Genomic DNA, 16902 nt, shown 5'->3' on the forward strand with positions numbered 1-16902 from the left:
GAAAGGCCGGGGATCGTGAACGAAATAATGGCTATCGGTGTCGGGATCGGCGCGGGGCTTGCCGTTTTGGCCGGTGCCGCAATCCTGTCGTGGTACGTTTTCAAGCCGAAAGCGGTTCTGAGTTTTGGCCCTGTTTCCTCACAAATCGCGATCCTGTTCCAGAATGGCGTCGTGGTTGATAGCACGGAAAGCGCGGCTGACGTCCTTGATCGGGCTTTTTTGAATGGCTTAACATGGGCAGAGATCAAAGAAGACCTTTCTGAACAATTTCCAGAGTTTCCCGACTCCCCGCCTGATGCGACTTCAACGTTTTTTGCAGAGAACGATGATGAAACAACCCTGACTTTGACCCAACAAAAAGATTCGGTGCGCCTTGAGATTCAAAGCCAGCCTCTTTCTGCCGAACAAGCCTTCGAATATCGAAGAAAAGAGTCACGAAATCAAAGACTTGAAGCGGCGATTGAAACGTCACCAAATCCAATTTGGGAAATGGATCAAAAGGGTGCCGTGATTTGGCATAACCCGTCTTATGCGAAAATCTGCAAAGACACTGGCAACACGGTCGGGCGGGATTGCCCGTTCGAACTGGCACCGCCGACAACCAACAGCCCACGTTCATCTCGTGTTAGCCTTCCTTGCGATGACGGCAGCCGGCGTTGGTACGAAGTGAGCTCGCAGCCATACAACTTTGGCTGGATGCACTTCGCGTGCAGCATTGATAACCTTGTCGAGGCGGAGATGGCTCAGCGCAATTTCGTCCAAACGCTGACCAAAACCTTTGCCCATTTACCAATCGGATTGGCGGTATTTGACCGCGAGCGGCGCTTGGTTTTGTTTAACCCGGCGCTGGTTGATCTCACCCATCTCCCGGTGGATTTCCTGAGTTCCAAACCCAACTTGCTTAGCTTTTTCGACCATATGCGCGAAAACCGCATGATGCCCGAGCCCAAAAACTATTCCACCTGGAAGGAAAAGCTCACCAATGTTGTCTCCGCTGCCCGCGAGGACAGGTATTGTGAAACGTGGACTTTGCCGTCGGGATTAACCTACAAAATCACCGGTCGACCTCACCCAGATGGGGCCGTGGCCTTTTTGATCGAAGATATCAGTGCCGAAATTTCCCTGACCCGGCGTTTTCGGTCAGAACTCGAATTGACCCAATCGGTTATTGATTGTTTTAGCGACTCCGTGGCGGTTTTTTCACGGCTTGGCGTGCTCACTTTCAGCAATTCGGCATATCGCAAACAGTGGAAATGTGACCCGGACAGCGCCTTTGCTGAAATCACGATCGTTGACGCAACCAAAGACTGGCAAGCCGCCTGTGAACCCAGCCCAATTTGGTCAGACCTGCGCGAATTTGTGTTGACCCTAAGGGACCGAAGCGCATGGACAGCCCAGCTCACCCTCACAACCGGTGAAGCGGTTCAATGCCATATTGAACCCGTCGCGGCGGGGGCAACCATGGTCAAATTCACTATAGAAGAACCTGCCTTGATCAAAGAAGACCAGTCTCAGATCATCAACAGCTGATCGCCCTTGCAGCGCGGGTGTGGCAGGGTATCTTCGCGCCATGACCACGCATCGCATCACAACCATCCTTTCCGCGCCCGAGGCAACAACCGATTTGGCGCGCAGCTTGGCATCCGCGTTAAAGCCCGGCGACGTTTTGTTGCTAGAGGGCGGGATTGGGGCCGGAAAAACCCATTTCGCCCGTAGCTTGATCCAATCCTTGCAAGACCCGCCCGAGGACGTGCCCTCGCCCACTTTCACCTTGGTTCAGGTCTACGACACCCCCGCCGGCGAGGTTTGGCACACCGATCTCTATCGCTTGGGCTCGGCGGATGACTGTGTTGAACTTGGTCTCACCGACGCGTTTGAGACGGCTATCTGCCTTGTGGAGTGGCCGGACAAGCTCGAGGAGCTCACCCCACAAGACGCCCTTCACTTAACCTTGTCAGATAGTTATCAAGATGACCGGCGCGATCTAACCGTCACGTGGTCGGCCCCCCGGTGGACCAAATTGATGACCGGATTGATGTCATGATGAAATTTCTGGATCAAGCCGGTTGGGGTCACGCCAGCGCCAAACCTTTGGCCGGCGATGCGTCCACCCGCCAATATCAACGCCTATCCCTAACCGGGAAATCGGCGATTTTGATGCAAGACCCTGACGGGGACGTGGATCTTTTTGCCCGGCTATCTCGCCACCTGACCGGTCTGGGCCTCAGTGCCCCTCTGATTTTGGCGCAAGCGCCGGGGTTGTTGTTGCTAGAAGACTTGGGCGATGGATTAATTGCCAACCTGTCCTCTGATCCTGACACGGAGAAAACCCTGTATCTAACCGCTGTTGATGCGCTGTTGGAGTTGCACAAGCATCCGGCCCCGCCCGACATCCCCATCGCGTCGCCGCAAACGCTAGCTCAGATGACGGATTTGGCGTTTGACTGCTACGCCGCCGGGGCGGGCGCGGACGGTTCAGCCTATCGCGACCAAGCAATCACGGCATTTATCACGATTCTGGAAAAACACGGCGCGCCGGATAACATTATGATTATGCGTGACTATCATGCCGAAAACATTCTCTGGCTGGCTGACCGCAAAGGCGCGGCCAAAGCGGGCCTTCTCGATTTTCAGGATGCTTTGGTTGGCCATCGCGCCTATGATCTGATCTCCCTGATCGAAGACGCCCGCCGCGATGTGCGCCCCGCCACTGCCAAGGCCTGTATCGATCATTATCTTGCCAATTCATCGCAGGGTGAAACCGGTTTTCGCACATCACTGAGCGTGCTGGGGGCTCAACGCAACCTGCGTATTCTCGGCGTTTTTGCCCGACTGGCGGCGACTCGCGGCAAACCTCACTACGTTGACCTGATTCCGCGGGTTTGGGCGCATCTGCAAACCGACCTGCAACATCCCGCCTTGGCCCCGATCAAATCCATCCTGGACAAGGCTTTGCCACCTCCGACGCCAGACGTCTTACAAAGGTTGAAATCCCTATGCCCAACGCCGTAATGCTTTTTGCCGCCGGATTTGGCACGCGTATGGGCGCACTGACCAAAAACTGCCCCAAGCCGCTTATCCCGGTGGCGGGAAAGCCGCTTCTTGATCACGCATTGGGCCTAACCGCGTCCATTCCGACCCGTGTCGTCAACGCGCATTATCATGCCGACCAAATCGAAGACTATGCCAAGGACAAAGATCTCATTGTCTCACATGAAACACCCGACGTCTTGGACACCGGCGGTGGTTTGCGACACGCCATGCCGCTACTTGGCCCTGATCCGGTTTTCACACTGAATACGGATGCGGTTTGGTCCGGCCCCAATGGTTTGGACCTTCTGACACAAGCCTGGAACCCGGACAAAATGGACGCGCTTTTGCTCTGCGTACCGCTGCAAAACGCGGTTGGGCGCAAGGGCGGCGGTGATTTTCACCTCTCTGATGAGGGGCAACTGCATCGCAAGGGTGACCTGGTTTACACCGGTGCCCAAATCATCAAGACGGACGGGCTGTCGGATATTCCTGATACGGTGTTCTCGCTCAACCTTTTGTGGAACAAAATGGCAAGCCACGGCCGGTTATGCGGCCTTTCCTACCCCGGAAAATGGTGTGATGTTGGCCACCCCGAGGGCATTCAGCTCGCTGAGGAGATGTTGCAACGTGTTTAACGGTTCTGGCCCTCGTTTATTTGCCCTACCACCCGGTGTTGATTTCGCCAAATCGCTTGTGGCGGGTCTTCAGGCCCGCGCTGCCTCTCAAATCGAACTGGCCCAAACCGAACTTTATGTCGGCACCGAACGCATGTCGCGCCGGTTGCGCGGCATTTTCGATACCGGACCGGCAAGTTTGCTGCCACAAATTCGCATGGTGACCGACCTCGCGGACCCAATCATTCGGGCGCAATTGCCTGAGCCGGAACCCGCGCTGCGCAGGCGGCTAGAACTCACCGGCCTAATCTCCAAGCTTTTGGATTCGCAACCTGATCTTGCCCCGCGCAGTGCGCTTTTTGATCTGGCCGATAGCCTGTCGAGCCTGATGGAAGAGATGCAAGGCGAAGGTGTTGCCCCCGAAACCATCGCCGCGCTGGATGTCAGCGATCAATCCGGCCATTGGGAACGCGCACTTAGTTTTCTGAAAATCGTTCAGCATTATTTTCAAGACGAAGGCACCCCCGACTCCCCCGCTTTTAACCGGTTGGCCATGCAATTGCGGCTTGCGCAATGGCAGGACACGCCCCCCCAACACCCGATCATCGTTGCCGGGTCGACTGGCTCTCGTGGTACCACCGCCGAATTCATGCGCGCCGTCGCCACCTTGCCCCAAGGGGCCGTCATCCTGCCCGGTTTTGATTTCGACATGCCGCAAGCGGTTTGGGACCGTTTGGATGAACCTCTGTCCAGCGAAGATCACCCACAGTTTCGCTTTTCCCGACTGATGCAGCAGCTCGACCTTGCCCCGCAAGATGTTGAGCTGTGGGATCCTACTCCGGCCCCCGACCCTGATCGCAACCGGCTGATTTCTCTGGCGTTGCGCCCTGCCCCCGTCACCCATCAATGGATGAGCGAAGGCCCGGACCTTCCCGATTTGCGCGTCACCACCGCCAAAATGACCATGGTTGATGCTCCGTCCTTGCGCGACGAAGCGCTTGCCATTGCCCTGCGTCTGCGACAGGCCGCAGAAGATGGGACAACCGCCGCTTTGATCACACCTGACCGGATGTTAACGCGACAGGTCACGTCAACTTTGGACCGCTGGGGAATTTTGCCCGACGACAGCGCCGGTGTTCCCGCCCAACTTACCCCTCCGGGGCGGTTTTTACGGCATGTTGCGGCGCTGTTTTCGCAACCTCTTAGCGCCGAAACCCTGCTGACCCTGCTTAAACATCCGCTAACCCATACCGGTGCGGGGCGCGGTCAACATCTGCAAAACACCCGTAATCTCGAACTGCACATTCGCAAAAAGGGCTGGCCTTTTCCCCGCGCCGACCTGATCCGCGCTTGGGGTGTGGCCAAGGAGCAACCGGTTTGGGCTGACTGGGTCGCCACCCGGTTTTGTGACTTACAACGACACGGGCTTTTGCCTCTGAGCACCTGGGTTGATGACACCATCACCATGGCCGAAGCCATCGCCGGTGGGTCCGAAGACGATGGCCCCGGCACGCTTTGGCAGGAAAATGCCGGACGCAAGCTCACTCAGATCATTGACGAATTGCGCACCGAGGCGGGGTACGGTGCCGATATGGACGCGCGCGATTTCAACGATCTGTTCGGCGCTGTCATTGCCAAGGGTGAGGTGCGCGACCGCGACAAGCCCCATCCCCATATCCTAATCTGGGGCACGCTTGAGGCGCGGGTTATGGGGGCTGATCTCCTCATCCTTGCCGGTCTCAACGAAGGCAGTTGGCCCGAGCTTCCCGGTGCGGACCCTTGGCTAAACCGGAAAATGCGGGCGGATGCCGGGTTGCTGCTACCGGATCGGCGCATTGGCCTGTCGGCCCATGACTTCCAACAAGCCGCCGCCGCGCAGGAGGTTTGGCTTACCCGGTCACTCAAATCGGATGAGGCGGAAACCGTGCCGTCGCGTTGGGTCAACCGTTTGACCAACCTGATGACCGGCCTTCCCCTACGCTTTGGCCCCGAGGCGTTGAAAACCATGCGTATGCGAGGGGCCTATTGGCTAGCGCTTACCGAAGCCGCCGAAACGCCTTTGCCGAGCCCTCCCGCAACGCGCCCGTCACCCGCCCCGCCGCTCGAAGCCCGGCCACGCGCGCTTTCGGTGACCGAAATCAAACGTTTGGTCCGCGATCCCTATGCGATTTATGCGCGCCATAGCCTGCGCCTGCGCGCCCTTGATCCGTTAATGCGCGCGCCTGATGCCTTGATGCGGGGGATTTTGCTCCATGAAGTGTTGGAGCATTTTGTCAAAGACGCGACCGCCGACCCGACCTTGATGACGCCGGACGCGCTGAACACCAAGGCAAACGCCCTGATCGGCGATCCCGACAAGGTGCCCTTTCCGACCATCCGCCAACTATGGCTATCGCGCATGGCGCAAATCGCTGATTGGTTTGTCGAATCCGAAACGGCCCGCCAATCCATCGCCAGCCCCGCCAAATACGAGGTGCGCGGCAAGGCCGACATCCCGGCCTTGGGCTTTACCCTCAAAGGAACGGCCGACCGGATCGATATCGATACCCGCGGTGGAGCGCATATCTACGACTACAAAACCGGCACTGCCCCGACCAAAAAAGAGCAAGAGCATTTTGACAAACAGCTCCTGCTCGAAGCCGCGATGCTTATCAAAGGCGGGTTTGACGGTCTTGATCCGCGTTTCGTTGAAAGGGCGGCGTTTGTCTCTCTGAAACCCGGCGATCCCAAAGAGGTGCCCGCCCCGCTTGAGGAGATGGACCCAGAAAAAGTTTGGGAGGAGTTCACCCAACTCATCACCGCTTATCTCGACCCGGACAAGGGGTTCACGGCCCGCCGGGCTTTGATGAAGGACACGGATATTGCCGATTATGACCACCTGTCGCGCTTTGGCGAATGGGATGTCACCGACCAAGCCGAAAGCGAGACCCTGACATGATCCGCGATCTCGCCACCCAACGGCAGGTTGATGCCGCCCGCCCCGGCAACTCTACCTGGCTTGCTGCCAATGCTGGCTCTGGCAAAACCCGCGTGTTGACCGACCGGGTTGCCCGGCTTTTGCTGGATGGGGTCTTGCCCGAACACATCCTCTGCCTGACCTATACCAAGGCCGCCGCCACCGAGATGCAGAACCGTCTTTTCAAACGATTGGGCGGCTGGGCGATGCTTGAAGACGGTGATCTGAGGCGCGAGTTGGGCGATCTTGGGGTCGAAACTGACCTGACCCAAGACTTCCTGCGCGATGCCCGCACCCTCTTTGCCCGCGCCATCGAAACCCCCGGCGGGTTGCGCATTCAGACCATTCACTCTTTTTGCTCATCGCTATTGCGGCGCTTTCCTCTTGAGGCGCAGGTTAGCCCGCAATTCAAGGAAATGGAGGATCGCTCCGCCGAACTGCTGCGCGCCGATATCCTTGACCGCATGTCAGACGGAGATCAGGCCTATCTGGTTCAGGGAATCGTGCCGTTTATTTCGGGTGACGACACCGAAACTCTTTTGGCCGAACTCTGCCGCCACCGCGAAGCCTTTGCCACGCATCGAACCGCCGATGACATTCGCGCCGCCTATGACCTGCCCAATGGTCTGACGCCTCAGAGCCTGCTCGACTCCGTGTTTCTCGGAAACGAGATGCCGTTGTTAAGAACAGTGATCGACACATTGATGCCGACCGGCGGCAACAACGAAAAGGCGGCGATCAAGCTTTCGGCGATCAAGGAACCCGGCCTTGAGGCGCTGCAAATTCTGGAATCGACCCTGTTGACTGGGTCCGGTGCCAAGGAGCCCTTCACCGCCAAAATCGGCAGCTTCCCGACCAAACCTGTGCGCGAAGGCGTTCTTCTCCCGCATATGGATCAGCTCGAAGACCTGATGCGCCGGGTTGAAGACGCGCGCGACAAACGCCTCGCCCTCGCCGCCGCCCAGCGCGACATCGCCTTGCACAAGTTCGCCCATGCCTTCCTTCCGGCGTATGAGGCGGAAAAAACCCGCCGCGGATGGCTCGATTTTGACGATCTGATCACCCGCGCGCGCGATTTGCTCTCTGATCCGGCGGTGGCGGCTTGGGTGCTTTACCGTCTAGATGGCGGCATCGACCACATCCTTGTCGACGAGGCCCAAGACACCAGCCCCGTGCAATGGCAGGTGATTGAACGCCTAGCCCAAGAATTTACCAGCGGTGAAGGGGCCCGCACCGATGTGCGCCGTACCATCTTTGTTGTCGGTGATAAAAAACAGTCGATTTATTCGTTTCAGGGTGCCGATCCGTCCGAGTTTGACCGGATGCGAGATGAGTTTCAGGACCGCTTACTTGCCACCGACGCGCCGCTTCATTCGATGATCCTTGAACACAGTTTCCGCTCGGCCGAGCCGATTTTGCGATTGGCGGACAATACCTTTGACGGGGCGATTTCATCGGGCTTTACCACCGATCAAAAACACGTCGCCTTCAAAGATCGCATGCCCGGTCGTGTCGATCTTTGGCCCTTGGTGCAAGAGGTTAAAGAAGACCCCGATGGCGCATGGTTCGAGCCGCTTGATCGGATCGGCAGCACCCATCACACCGTCATTCTTGCCAAACGCGTCGCCCATTTTATTCGCACGACGATCGAGGCGGAAACGCCTCTCCCCATCGAAAAAGGGTTTAGCGGCGACTATGAAGCCCGCCCCGTTCATGCCGGTGATTTCCTGATCCTCGTGCGCGGACGATCGCGGTTGTTCAAGGAAATCATCCGCGCCTGCAAACAAGAAGGCCTGCCTATCGCTGGCTCTGACCGGCTCAAGGTCATGTCTGAACTGGCCGTGCGCGATATTCTGGCCCTGTTGAATTATCTTTCAACCCCTGAGGATGATCTCGCATTGGCCACGGCTTTACGCTCGCCCCTGTTTGGATTTTCAGAACAGCAGCTCTTTGACCTCGCCCATCGGCGCGGCGGCAAATACCTCTGGGAAAGCCTACGTGATCGCCGCGATGAATTCCCCAAGGCGATGGCCGTTCTGGATGATCTTCGTGGTCAAACCGACTTCCTGCGCCCCTATGATCTGATTGATCGCATTCTGACCCGTCACCTTGGGCGTCGCCGTTTGATTGGCCGCCTTGGTCCCGAGGCCGAGGATGGCATCAACGCCCTGCTGGGTCAGGCGCTCAGCTATGAGCAATCCTCTGTGCCCTCGCTCACCGGGTTCTTGCAATGGGCCCAGAGTGACAATCTCGAAATCAAACGCGCCCCAGACAGCGCCGGTGAAACCCTTCGGGTGATGACGGTGCATGGCTCCAAGGGGCTTGAGGCCCCGATTGTCATCATGCCTGATTGCGCCGCCCCACGCCGCGACCTGCGCGATGCGATTTTGAACGATGAACATGGCGCGCTCTGGAAGCAAAGCGCAGCCACCCGTCCCACCCGGCACCGCGACGCCATCGCCGCGCGCGAGGAAAAGGAACGTCAAGAACGCGACCGCTTGCTTTATGTCGGCCTGACTCGCGCCGAGAAATGGCTGGTCGTCGCCGCCTCTGGCAACTTGGGAAAAGAAGAGGACGTTTGGTACAAACAGGTGCAACGCGGGATGGAGGCTTCGGGCGCGGTTGATGTCGACTATGACTTTGGTGAGTTTGGCACCGGCACAGGCCGCCAAATCGGCAATCCCGATTGGTCGCACCTCACCTTGACCCATGTGGACAAACCAGCCGTTTCCAAGACGCCGCTGCCTGACGTGTTTGAACACCCCGCCCCGCAACCACACGCCGCGCTTGAAACACGATCCCCCTCTGATCTTGGTGGTGCCAAGGCGCTGGCAGGTGCGGGTGGTGACACCGAGGAATTGGCCAAAGCCCGCGGATCAATCTTGCATAGCCTTTTGGAGCATCTCGCGCCGCTGCCCGAAGATCAGCGCCCACGCCGTGGCGAGCAGCTTTTGGAGCAGTTGGGCAATGAGTACAAAACACCGGGTATTTCGGACATATTGCCCAGCATCCTGACCGAAGCGCTGACCGTGTTGACCACAGCATCACTCGCCCCCTTTTTCGCGCCCGGCACCTTGGCCGAGGTTCCGATCACCGCCAAGATTCCCGACATCGGGCGCATTCACGGAATCATTGATCGACTGCTTGTGCGTGACAAAAAAGTCATCGCCGTTGACTTCAAATCCAACCGAACCGTGCCGGGTTCCGTTGCGGAAACCCCCGAAGGTTTGCTGCGCCAAATGGGGGCCTATGCCGCTGCTTTGGCCCAAATTTTCCCGGATCACGAGGTTGAGACCGGGTTGATTTGGACGGCCACAAACCACTACATGCCGCTACCGCACGATCTCGTGACACAAGCACTTGGTCGCACTTCGACACCTTGACGACTCTTGCCCCCCTACCTACCTTCCGCTACCTGTCAGGCGCCGCTTAATGCCGCCTAAACCCAAGGAGAGACCCATGGCCACCGTCGCTGTCACCGACGCCACCTTTGACGCAGAAGTCAAAAATTCCGATGTCCCAGTAGTAGTCGATTTCTGGGCTGAATGGTGTGGCCCTTGCAAGCAGATCGGCCCCGCATTGGAAGAGCTGTCTGCCGAATATGGCGACAAAGTTAAAATCGTCAAAGTTGACGTAGACAACAACCCAAACACCGCCGCCGCCATGGGCGTGCGCGGTATTCCGGCGCTGTTCATCTTCAAAGATGGCGCTCCGATTTCCAACCGCGCCGGTGCCGCCCCAAAGGCCGCGCTGCAAAGCTGGATCAACGAAAGCATCTAAGGCTTTTGACCAAAGAATCCCGGCCTCGCTTTTCGGCGGGGCCTTTTTTGTGCTTTCACCCCGTCAAATACATTTCGGGGTGACTTTGGCCGCCATAAGACGCAGACCTCTAGCGTCCGGGAAACACGCGTTCAACCAGTGATGATATCCCTTGCCAACGCAGTTCCTGCGCGACGCTGCGGCCCTCTGGTCGATCTGGCAATCCCCACCATTCCGCTAATATCCGATGCCGAACCAACAACTGGACCGACGGATCTTCGGGGCCTACCAATCCGTAGCCGTCAAAAAACGCATCCCGCACCGTGATCGGAAGAACCTCGCCGGGGCGGATTTCATCATGGGGCGCGCGTAGGATCGCGTAATCCGACAATAATCTGCCAATGTCATGGCCAACAGGGACAACACGACCGGCGGAAAAATCGATCCCTTTGACCTGTTCGCCCATCATCACATTGCGCATGTGCAAATCGCCATGGGTCTGTGCCGCTTTGGTTTTTCGACCCTCAAACAAGGCCTGACGACCACACAACGTATCCGCACAGGCCAAAAACCGCCGGGTATCCGCGACCTTGCGTTTACCAGTTCGAACCTCGTCACTCACCTCACCCAGATAGCCAAGGGTGTATTTGGGTTGGAACACCCGTGTTTCGCCCAAGGTTGCCCGATGAAATCCACTCATCCAAACCCCGACTTGCCGCATGATCCCGGCCTGGGCCTCAATCGGAACTCCTTCTAGCACCGTGGCCAAAGGCGTTCCGCTGACAAATTCCATGACACAGGCTTGGGCATCGAAATCTACGGCCAACAGCTCAGGCACACCCTCGGGAAACGCCTCATAGGCCCCCATATGCCCCTGCATGGCCTCTGCGAACCCCTGCGCATCCACGGGCCGTATTTGCTGCTTTAGCACCAAAGGCCAGCCAGCGGGATCAACGAGTTTCAGCACGACCATCGTCACGCGGTCATCTTCGCGCTGAGCAAGCGGTTCAACCCGCAACGCCCCACGCGCCACCCCCATTTGTTTGGCCAATCCCGGCCATATCTGCATCGCCTGTTTGCTCAGCTGATCCATTCCATTTCCCCGAACGTTCCGCTATCCCCAATGGGGCGCCTTGCTGGGGATATGTCCAGCCCCCATATGGGCGTGACAGGAAAGGAATTTAGAATGGCAGAGAGCGAATTTCCCGGATGGCACGGCACCACGATTGTCGGTGTGCGCAAAGACGGGCAGGTTGTGATTGCAGGTGACGGTCAGGTTAGCCTTGGCCAAACCGTGATCAAGGGCACCGCCCGCAAAGTCCGCCGCCTAAGCCCCGGTGGCTATGACGTAGTGTGCGGCTTTGCCGGATCAACCGCCGATGCCTTTACTTTGCTCGAACGGCTTGAGGCCAAGCTAGAAGCCACACCGGGGCAATTGCAGCGGGCCTCGGTTGAATTGGCCAAAGATTGGCGCACCGACAAGTATCTGCAAAAGCTCGAAGCCATGCTGATTGTCACCGACGGCAGCCACCTTTTGGTGATCACCGGTGCCGGGGATGTCTTGGAACCGGAACATGATGTTGCGGCGATTGGATCAGGCGGAAACTTTGCCCTCGCCGCTGCCCGCGCGATGATGGACACTGACAAATCGGCCGAAGAGGTCGCGCGCCAATCCATGGCCATCGCAGCCGATATATGCGTTTACACCAACGGCAGGCTAACCGTCGAAAGCATCAAAGCGTGAGCGACATGAGCTATACGCGCCTTGGTAAATCCGGGCTTGTCGTGTCGCGTCTTGCGCTTGGGACGATGACATTCACCCACGGGTCCGATTGGATTCCCGGCGTTGCCAAAACCGGTTTGGATGATGCGCAGCGCATGGTTGATACAGCGTTAGATGCGGGCGTGAACTTCTTTGACACCGCCGACGGGTATTCCAATGGTGAGGCCGAGGATATCCTTGGCAAAACGCTCAAGGGAAAACGGAACGACGCGGTGGTTTGCGCCAAGCTTGGCTTTCGCCAAAGCGAGCGCATGACCGATGCCGGGCTATCGCGGGGTCACATTTTGTCGTCGGTTGACGGGTGTTTGACGCGCCTCGACACCGATTGGATCGACCTTTTGGTGCTGCACAAAACCGATTTCACCACCCCGCTTGAAGAAACGCTAAGCACCCTGCAACGTGTTATCGACGCCGGCAAAGTGCGCTATATCGGCGTGTCGAACTGGCCCGCGTGGAAGGTTGCGCAAGCGGTCGAAATGCAGCGTGCCAATGGGTTTGATCAGTTTGTCACCGGTCAGTACCTTTACAATGCCGTCGCCCGCGACATCGAAGTGGATGTGTTGCGCATGGGCGCTGAGCTTGGCCTTGGATTGATGGCGTGGTCGCCGCTTGCCGGTGGTTTGTTGACCGGCAAATATGACCTCAACAAGCTTGATGATACCGAAGGGCGCTTGGCCGAGGGGGATTTCCTGCAAATCTCGCGCGAACAAGCCGAGGTTGCTCTTGCAGCTTTGAGTGACGCGGCCAAGGCGCATGACGCCACCCCGGCGCAGGTCGCTCTGGCGTGGATATTGCACAAGCGTCGCGATCACACGGTGATTGTCGGGGCCAGCAAGCAAAGCCAACTAGAGGCCTCCTTGGCCGCCAATGGTATTGCACTAAGCACCGACCAGATGGCCGCCATTGATGCCGCCGCCGCCCCGACCCGTCGTTACCCCGAATGGTTCGACGATATGATGACTGACGAAATTTACACGAAAGCCCTGTCATGACCGATATGACCCCCCGCGAGATTGTCTCGGAACTCGACCGTTTCATTATCGGTCAATCAGACGCCAAACGCGCCGTTGCCGTCGCGCTGCGCAACCGTTGGCGCCGCAAGCAGCTGTCGGATGACCTGCGCGACGAAGTATATCCGAAAAATATCCTGATGATTGGCCCCACTGGCGTTGGTAAAACCGAGATCAGCCGCCGTTTGGCCAAGCTGGCCAAAGCTCCGTTCATCAAAGTGGAGGCAACCAAATTTACCGAAGTGGGTTATGTCGGCCGCGATGTCGAACAGATCATTCGCGATCTGGTGGATGCCGCCATCATTCAGGTGCGCGAGTACATGCGCGAAGACGTCAAGGCCCGCGCCCATGAGGCCGCCGAGGAACGTGTGATCGAGGCCATCGCCGGGAAAGACGCCCGCGACGCCACCCGCGATATGTTCCGTCGCAAGTTGAAAACCGGGGAGTTGGACAACACCGAGATTGAGCTCGACATTGCCGACACCGCATCGCCGTTTCCGATGATGGACATCCCCGGCCAGCCCGGCGGTGGCATGGGGATGATGAACCTTGGCGATCTGTTTGGCAAAGCCATGGGCGGACGCACAACCCGCAAGAAAATGACCGTCGCCGCGAGTTATGAGATTTTGATCGCCGAAGAAGCCGACAAGCTTTTGGACGACGAACAGGTCAAGACAGCCGCGCTAGAAGCGGTTGAGCAAAACGGAATCGTCTTTTTGGATGAGATCGACAAAGTCGCCGCCCGCCAAGAGGCGCGGGGTGGGGATGTGTCCCGTGAAGGGGTGCAGCGCGATTTGCTGCCTTTGATCGAAGGCACAACCGTCAGCACCAAACATGGCGCGGTCAAAACCGACCATATCCTGTTCATCGCCTCGGGTGCCTTCCACATCGCCAAACCGTCGGACTTGCTACCCGAACTTCAGGGTCGTTTGCCAATCCGCGTGAACCTGCGGGCGCTCACCGAAGAAGATTTCGTGCGGATTTTGACCGAAACCGACAATGCGCTCACCCTGCAATACACGGCGCTTATGGCGACCGAAGAGGTCACGGTGAGCTTTACCGAAGGTGGGATCAAGGCGCTTGCCAAAATCGCCGCTGATGTGAACCAATCGGTTGAAAACATTGGCGCGCGACGGCTGTATACTGTGCTTGAACGGGTGTTTGAGGAGTTGAGTTTTGAGGCTCCGGACCAAGCGGGGTCCGAAGTCACCGTCGATGAGGCCTTTGTTGAAAAGCACTTGGGTGAGTTGACCCAATCAACAGACCTCAGCCGCTACGTTCTCTAATAATGGGGGGTAATCCCCCCATACCCCGGAGTTTACCGAGCAAGCTGAAAAGGGGCCCTTGTTTTCATCTTGCCAAATAAACTTCTGCAGGGGGCATCTTAGCTCTATCCCAAGCCTTTTCCTTTGCTATGTTGGCGCAAACATTTTGCTGAGAGGCTCTGATGAAACGTTCCCGTATCAATGAAATCCTACGCGAAGGCGACGCCTTCATTCGCTCCTTTGGCTATGTGATGCCGCCTTTTGCATACCTCTCCCCAGAGGGATTGAAATCGGCCGAACACGATCAAATCAAAGCGCGCCGTATGGGCTGGGACATCACCGATTACGGTGCCGAAAAATTCGACGAAATGGGCCTGTTTCTTTTCACGACCCGCAATGGGTTGAACGAGGATTTGGGGCAAAAATCCGCGATGCTATATGCGGAAAAGATCATGATTTCACGCGAAAAACAGCTAAGCCCAATGCATCGCCATGACGTGAAAGTTGAGGACATCATTAACCGCGGTGGTGGCAAGCTGGTGCTGGAACTGTTTAGTGCCGATGGTGCTGGAAACATCGACCGCAGTGCGGATGTAAATGTCATGGTTGACGGCATGATGCGTAAACTGGACGCAGGTGGATTGCTTAAGCTGGATCCGGGTGAATCAGTGACGCTTTTCCCCAATACGTGGCACGCATTTTGGGGCGAAGATGGTGATGTTTTGATTGGTGAGGTTTCGACGGTGAACGACGATCTGACCGACAACATCTTTGAACAGCCTATTGGCCGGTTTTCCAATATCGACGAGGACGAAGCGCCGCTGCATTTGCTGGTGTCGGATTACGACACGCACCTTTAGCCAAAGCGTTCTAACCAAACAAACAAAAAGCCCCGCCAAATTGACGGGGCTTTCTTTTGTTCATTGGCAAAAAGTTTACGCGAACCACCAGCGTTCAATCATCCGCGAGCTGTCCATCTGGAAGACGTTACCAATGGTCCCCGAGTTGGTCAGCTTGTTCGAATGCGCGTCAACATAGTTGGCGTACATCGGGATAACTGTTCCGCCCTCTTTCGACATCAGCATCTGCATCTCGTGATACTGATCCTTACGCTTGGCGCTATCCAATTCGGCTCGTGCACTTAGCAGCAGCTCTTGGAAGCGTGCGTTTTCCCAACCGGTATCGTTCCAAGGCACACCCGATTCATAGGCAGTCGAGAACATCCAATCCTCGGTCGCACGACCGGACCAGTAACACGCACACCAAGCTTTCTTGAGCCAAACATTGGACCAGTACCCATCAGCAGGTTCCTGAACAACATTGATGTCGATGCCAGCAGCTTTGGCCGAGGCTTGATACAGGAGCGCCGCATCTACCGCGCCAGCAAAGGCCGCGTCAGAGGCAGACAGGTCAACCTGAAGACCGTCTAGGCCGGCCTCTTTGATAAGACCTTTGGCTTTGTCAGGATCGTATTCGTTCATCTCAAGATCGCTGGCGAAATACTGGTTTGCGGGACCGATTGGAATATCGTTCGCAACCGCACCGTGACCTTGAAGAACCTTGTTGACCATTTCCTGACGGTTGATCGAATGTTTGAGCGCCTGACGAACCTTGAGGTTGTCAAAAGGTGATAGCCCGGTCAGCATTGGGAATGTGTAGTGTTGGTTTCCTGTCACCTCAAACACATTGACCATTGGGTTGGCTTTGAGAAGCGATTCCGTTTTGAAATCAACGCGATTCACAGCGTCAACCTGACCCGTCATCAGAGCGTTCATCCGCGCAGAGGCATCGTTGATCGCAATCATCTCAACACTGTCAAACCAGCCCGCTTTGCCATCTTTGTAGTGGCTGTCGACACGGCTCAAAAGTGTGCGCACACCTGGGTCGAACGCTTCGACCTTGTACATGCCTGTACCGATACCTTTGGCGATCGCCTCTTCGACCTGACCCGCAGGGTAGATACAAATATGGTAATCAGACAGCAAGAACGGGAAGTCGGCGTTGCCGGCCTTGAGCGTCATCTGAACTTCGTGCTCACCCAGCTTCTTCATCTCGGTGATGGCGGAAACGATCGGTTTGGCCGCCGATTTCGCGCCTTCTGCGACGTGCATGTTCAGCGATTCGATAACGTCATCGGCACCGAATGCCTTGCCGTTGTGGAAGGTCACGCCGGTTTTCAGTTTGAACGTCCAGGTCTTGGCGTCCGGGGTCGCTTCCCAGCTTTCGGCCAATTCGCCGACCAGTTCACCGTTGGCGGCGACTTCGGTCAGCGTATCAAATACGGCACCATGCGCAGCCATGATCATGAAGCTGTCGGAATGGGTTCGTGCGTCCCAGCTATCAGATGTGTTGGCACCCGCAAGACCAAGGCGCAAGGTGCCGCCTTTTTGCTGAGCGCGAACCGGCATGCCTGTTGCGGCCAAAACGCCCGCCGCGGCACCCGAGGCCAAAAGACCGCGTCTGCTGATATTGTTCATGTATC

General features: G+C 57.1%; 13 protein-coding genes. 11 read left to right on the plus strand and 2 right to left on the minus strand.

Annotated elements, in window-relative coordinates; translation table 11 throughout:
- Positions 1-15: 15 nt before the first annotated feature.
- From AC5EFR_RS08115 to trxA, 7 genes are all read left to right on the plus strand, one after another.
- The gene (locus tag AC5EFR_RS08115) at positions 16-1530 is read left to right on the plus strand and encodes a PAS-domain containing protein (protein ID WP_493575347.1); all 1515 of its coding nucleotides are present in this window, start codon (positions 16-18) and stop codon (positions 1528-1530) included.
- Between the two features lie 40 nt (positions 1531-1570).
- The gene (gene tsaE / locus AC5EFR_RS08120) at positions 1571-2044 is read left to right on the plus strand and encodes a tRNA (adenosine(37)-N6)-threonylcarbamoyltransferase complex ATPase subunit type 1 TsaE (RefSeq protein ID WP_493575348.1); all 474 of its coding nucleotides are present in this window, start codon (positions 1571-1573) and stop codon (positions 2042-2044) included.
- Positions 2041-3012, plus strand: coding sequence for an aminoglycoside phosphotransferase family protein (locus AC5EFR_RS08125; RefSeq protein ID WP_493575349.1), 972 nt, complete (start codon positions 2041-2043; stop codon positions 3010-3012). The genes tsaE and AC5EFR_RS08125 overlap by 4 nt, the downstream gene beginning before the upstream one ends.
- Complete coding sequence (locus AC5EFR_RS08130) at positions 2997-3668, plus strand: nucleotidyltransferase family protein (protein ID WP_493575350.1); 672 nt, start codon at positions 2997-2999, stop codon at positions 3666-3668. Before AC5EFR_RS08125 ends, AC5EFR_RS08130 begins: the two co-directional genes overlap by 16 nt.
- A complete protein-coding gene (gene addB / locus AC5EFR_RS08135) occupies positions 3661-6585 on the plus strand; it encodes a double-strand break repair protein AddB (RefSeq protein WP_493575351.1) in 2925 nt (974 codons plus the stop codon). The genes AC5EFR_RS08130 and addB overlap by 8 nt, the downstream gene beginning before the upstream one ends.
- Positions 6582-9986, plus strand: coding sequence for a double-strand break repair helicase AddA (gene addA, locus AC5EFR_RS08140; RefSeq protein WP_493575352.1), 3405 nt, complete (start codon positions 6582-6584; stop codon positions 9984-9986). The genes addB and addA overlap by 4 nt, the downstream gene beginning before the upstream one ends.
- A 76-nt stretch (positions 9987-10062) precedes the next feature.
- Complete coding sequence (gene trxA / locus AC5EFR_RS08145; RefSeq protein ID WP_431372987.1) at positions 10063-10383, plus strand: thioredoxin; 321 nt, start codon at positions 10063-10065, stop codon at positions 10381-10383.
- A 109-nt stretch (positions 10384-10492) separates the two neighbouring features.
- On the opposite strand, the gene AC5EFR_RS08150 is transcribed toward trxA, so the two are convergent.
- Entirely contained in the window at positions 10493-11455 is a 963-nt protein-coding gene (locus AC5EFR_RS08150) for a phosphotransferase (RefSeq protein ID WP_493575353.1), read from the minus strand.
- A 93-nt stretch (positions 11456-11548) separates the two neighbouring features.
- On the opposite strand from AC5EFR_RS08150, the gene hslV reads away from it, so the two are divergent.
- The 4 genes from hslV (at position 11549) to AC5EFR_RS08170 (ending at position 15280) form a co-directional block, all read left to right on the plus strand.
- Complete coding sequence (hslV, locus tag AC5EFR_RS08155) at positions 11549-12106, plus strand: ATP-dependent protease subunit HslV (protein WP_493575354.1); 558 nt, start codon at positions 11549-11551, stop codon at positions 12104-12106.
- A gap of 5 nt (positions 12107-12111) precedes the next feature.
- On the plus strand, positions 12112-13137 hold the full coding sequence (locus AC5EFR_RS08160) for an aldo/keto reductase (protein WP_493575355.1): 1026 nt from the start codon (positions 12112-12114) through the stop codon (positions 13135-13137).
- The gene (gene hslU / locus AC5EFR_RS08165; protein ID WP_493575356.1) at positions 13134-14441 is read left to right on the plus strand and encodes an ATP-dependent protease ATPase subunit HslU; all 1308 of its coding nucleotides are present in this window, start codon (positions 13134-13136) and stop codon (positions 14439-14441) included. Before AC5EFR_RS08160 ends, hslU begins: the two co-directional genes overlap by 4 nt.
- 161 nt (positions 14442-14602) lie before the next feature.
- The gene (locus tag AC5EFR_RS08170; RefSeq protein ID WP_493575357.1) at positions 14603-15280 is read left to right on the plus strand and encodes a D-lyxose/D-mannose family sugar isomerase; all 678 of its coding nucleotides are present in this window, start codon (positions 14603-14605) and stop codon (positions 15278-15280) included.
- 75 nt (positions 15281-15355) lie between these two features.
- Here the strand turns inward: AC5EFR_RS08170 and AC5EFR_RS08175 are convergent, their stop codons facing one another.
- A complete protein-coding gene (locus AC5EFR_RS08175) occupies positions 15356-16897 on the minus strand; it encodes an ABC transporter substrate-binding protein (RefSeq protein ID WP_493575358.1) in 1542 nt (513 codons plus the stop codon).
- Between the last annotated feature and the right edge of the window lie 5 nt (positions 16898-16902).

Source organism: Pelagimonas sp. (assembly GCF_058892305.1).

Coding starts and splice junctions, on each gene's coding strand:
- AC5EFR_RS08160 (WP_493575355.1), top strand. CDS start 12,112: ATGAGCTATACGCGCCTTGGTAAATCCGGGCTTGTCGTGTCGCGTCTT.
- tsaE (WP_493575348.1), top strand. CDS start 1,571: ATGACCACGCATCGCATCACAACCATCCTTTCCGCGCCCGAGGCAACA.
- AC5EFR_RS08175 (WP_493575358.1), bottom strand. CDS start 16,897: ATGAACAATATCAGCAGACGCGGTCTTTTGGCCTCGGGTGCCGCGGCG.
- AC5EFR_RS08150 (WP_493575353.1), bottom strand. CDS start 11,455: ATGGATCAGCTGAGCAAACAGGCGATGCAGATATGGCCGGGATTGGCC.
- trxA (WP_431372987.1), top strand. CDS start 10,063: ATGGCCACCGTCGCTGTCACCGACGCCACCTTTGACGCAGAAGTCAAA.
- AC5EFR_RS08130 (WP_493575350.1), top strand. CDS start 2,997: ATGCCCAACGCCGTAATGCTTTTTGCCGCCGGATTTGGCACGCGTATG.
- AC5EFR_RS08125 (WP_493575349.1), top strand. CDS start 2,041: ATGATGAAATTTCTGGATCAAGCCGGTTGGGGTCACGCCAGCGCCAAA.
- addA (WP_493575352.1), top strand. CDS start 6,582: ATGATCCGCGATCTCGCCACCCAACGGCAGGTTGATGCCGCCCGCCCC.
- hslV (WP_493575354.1), top strand. CDS start 11,549: ATGGCAGAGAGCGAATTTCCCGGATGGCACGGCACCACGATTGTCGGT.
- AC5EFR_RS08170 (WP_493575357.1), top strand. CDS start 14,603: ATGAAACGTTCCCGTATCAATGAAATCCTACGCGAAGGCGACGCCTTC.
- hslU (WP_493575356.1), top strand. CDS start 13,134: ATGACCGATATGACCCCCCGCGAGATTGTCTCGGAACTCGACCGTTTC.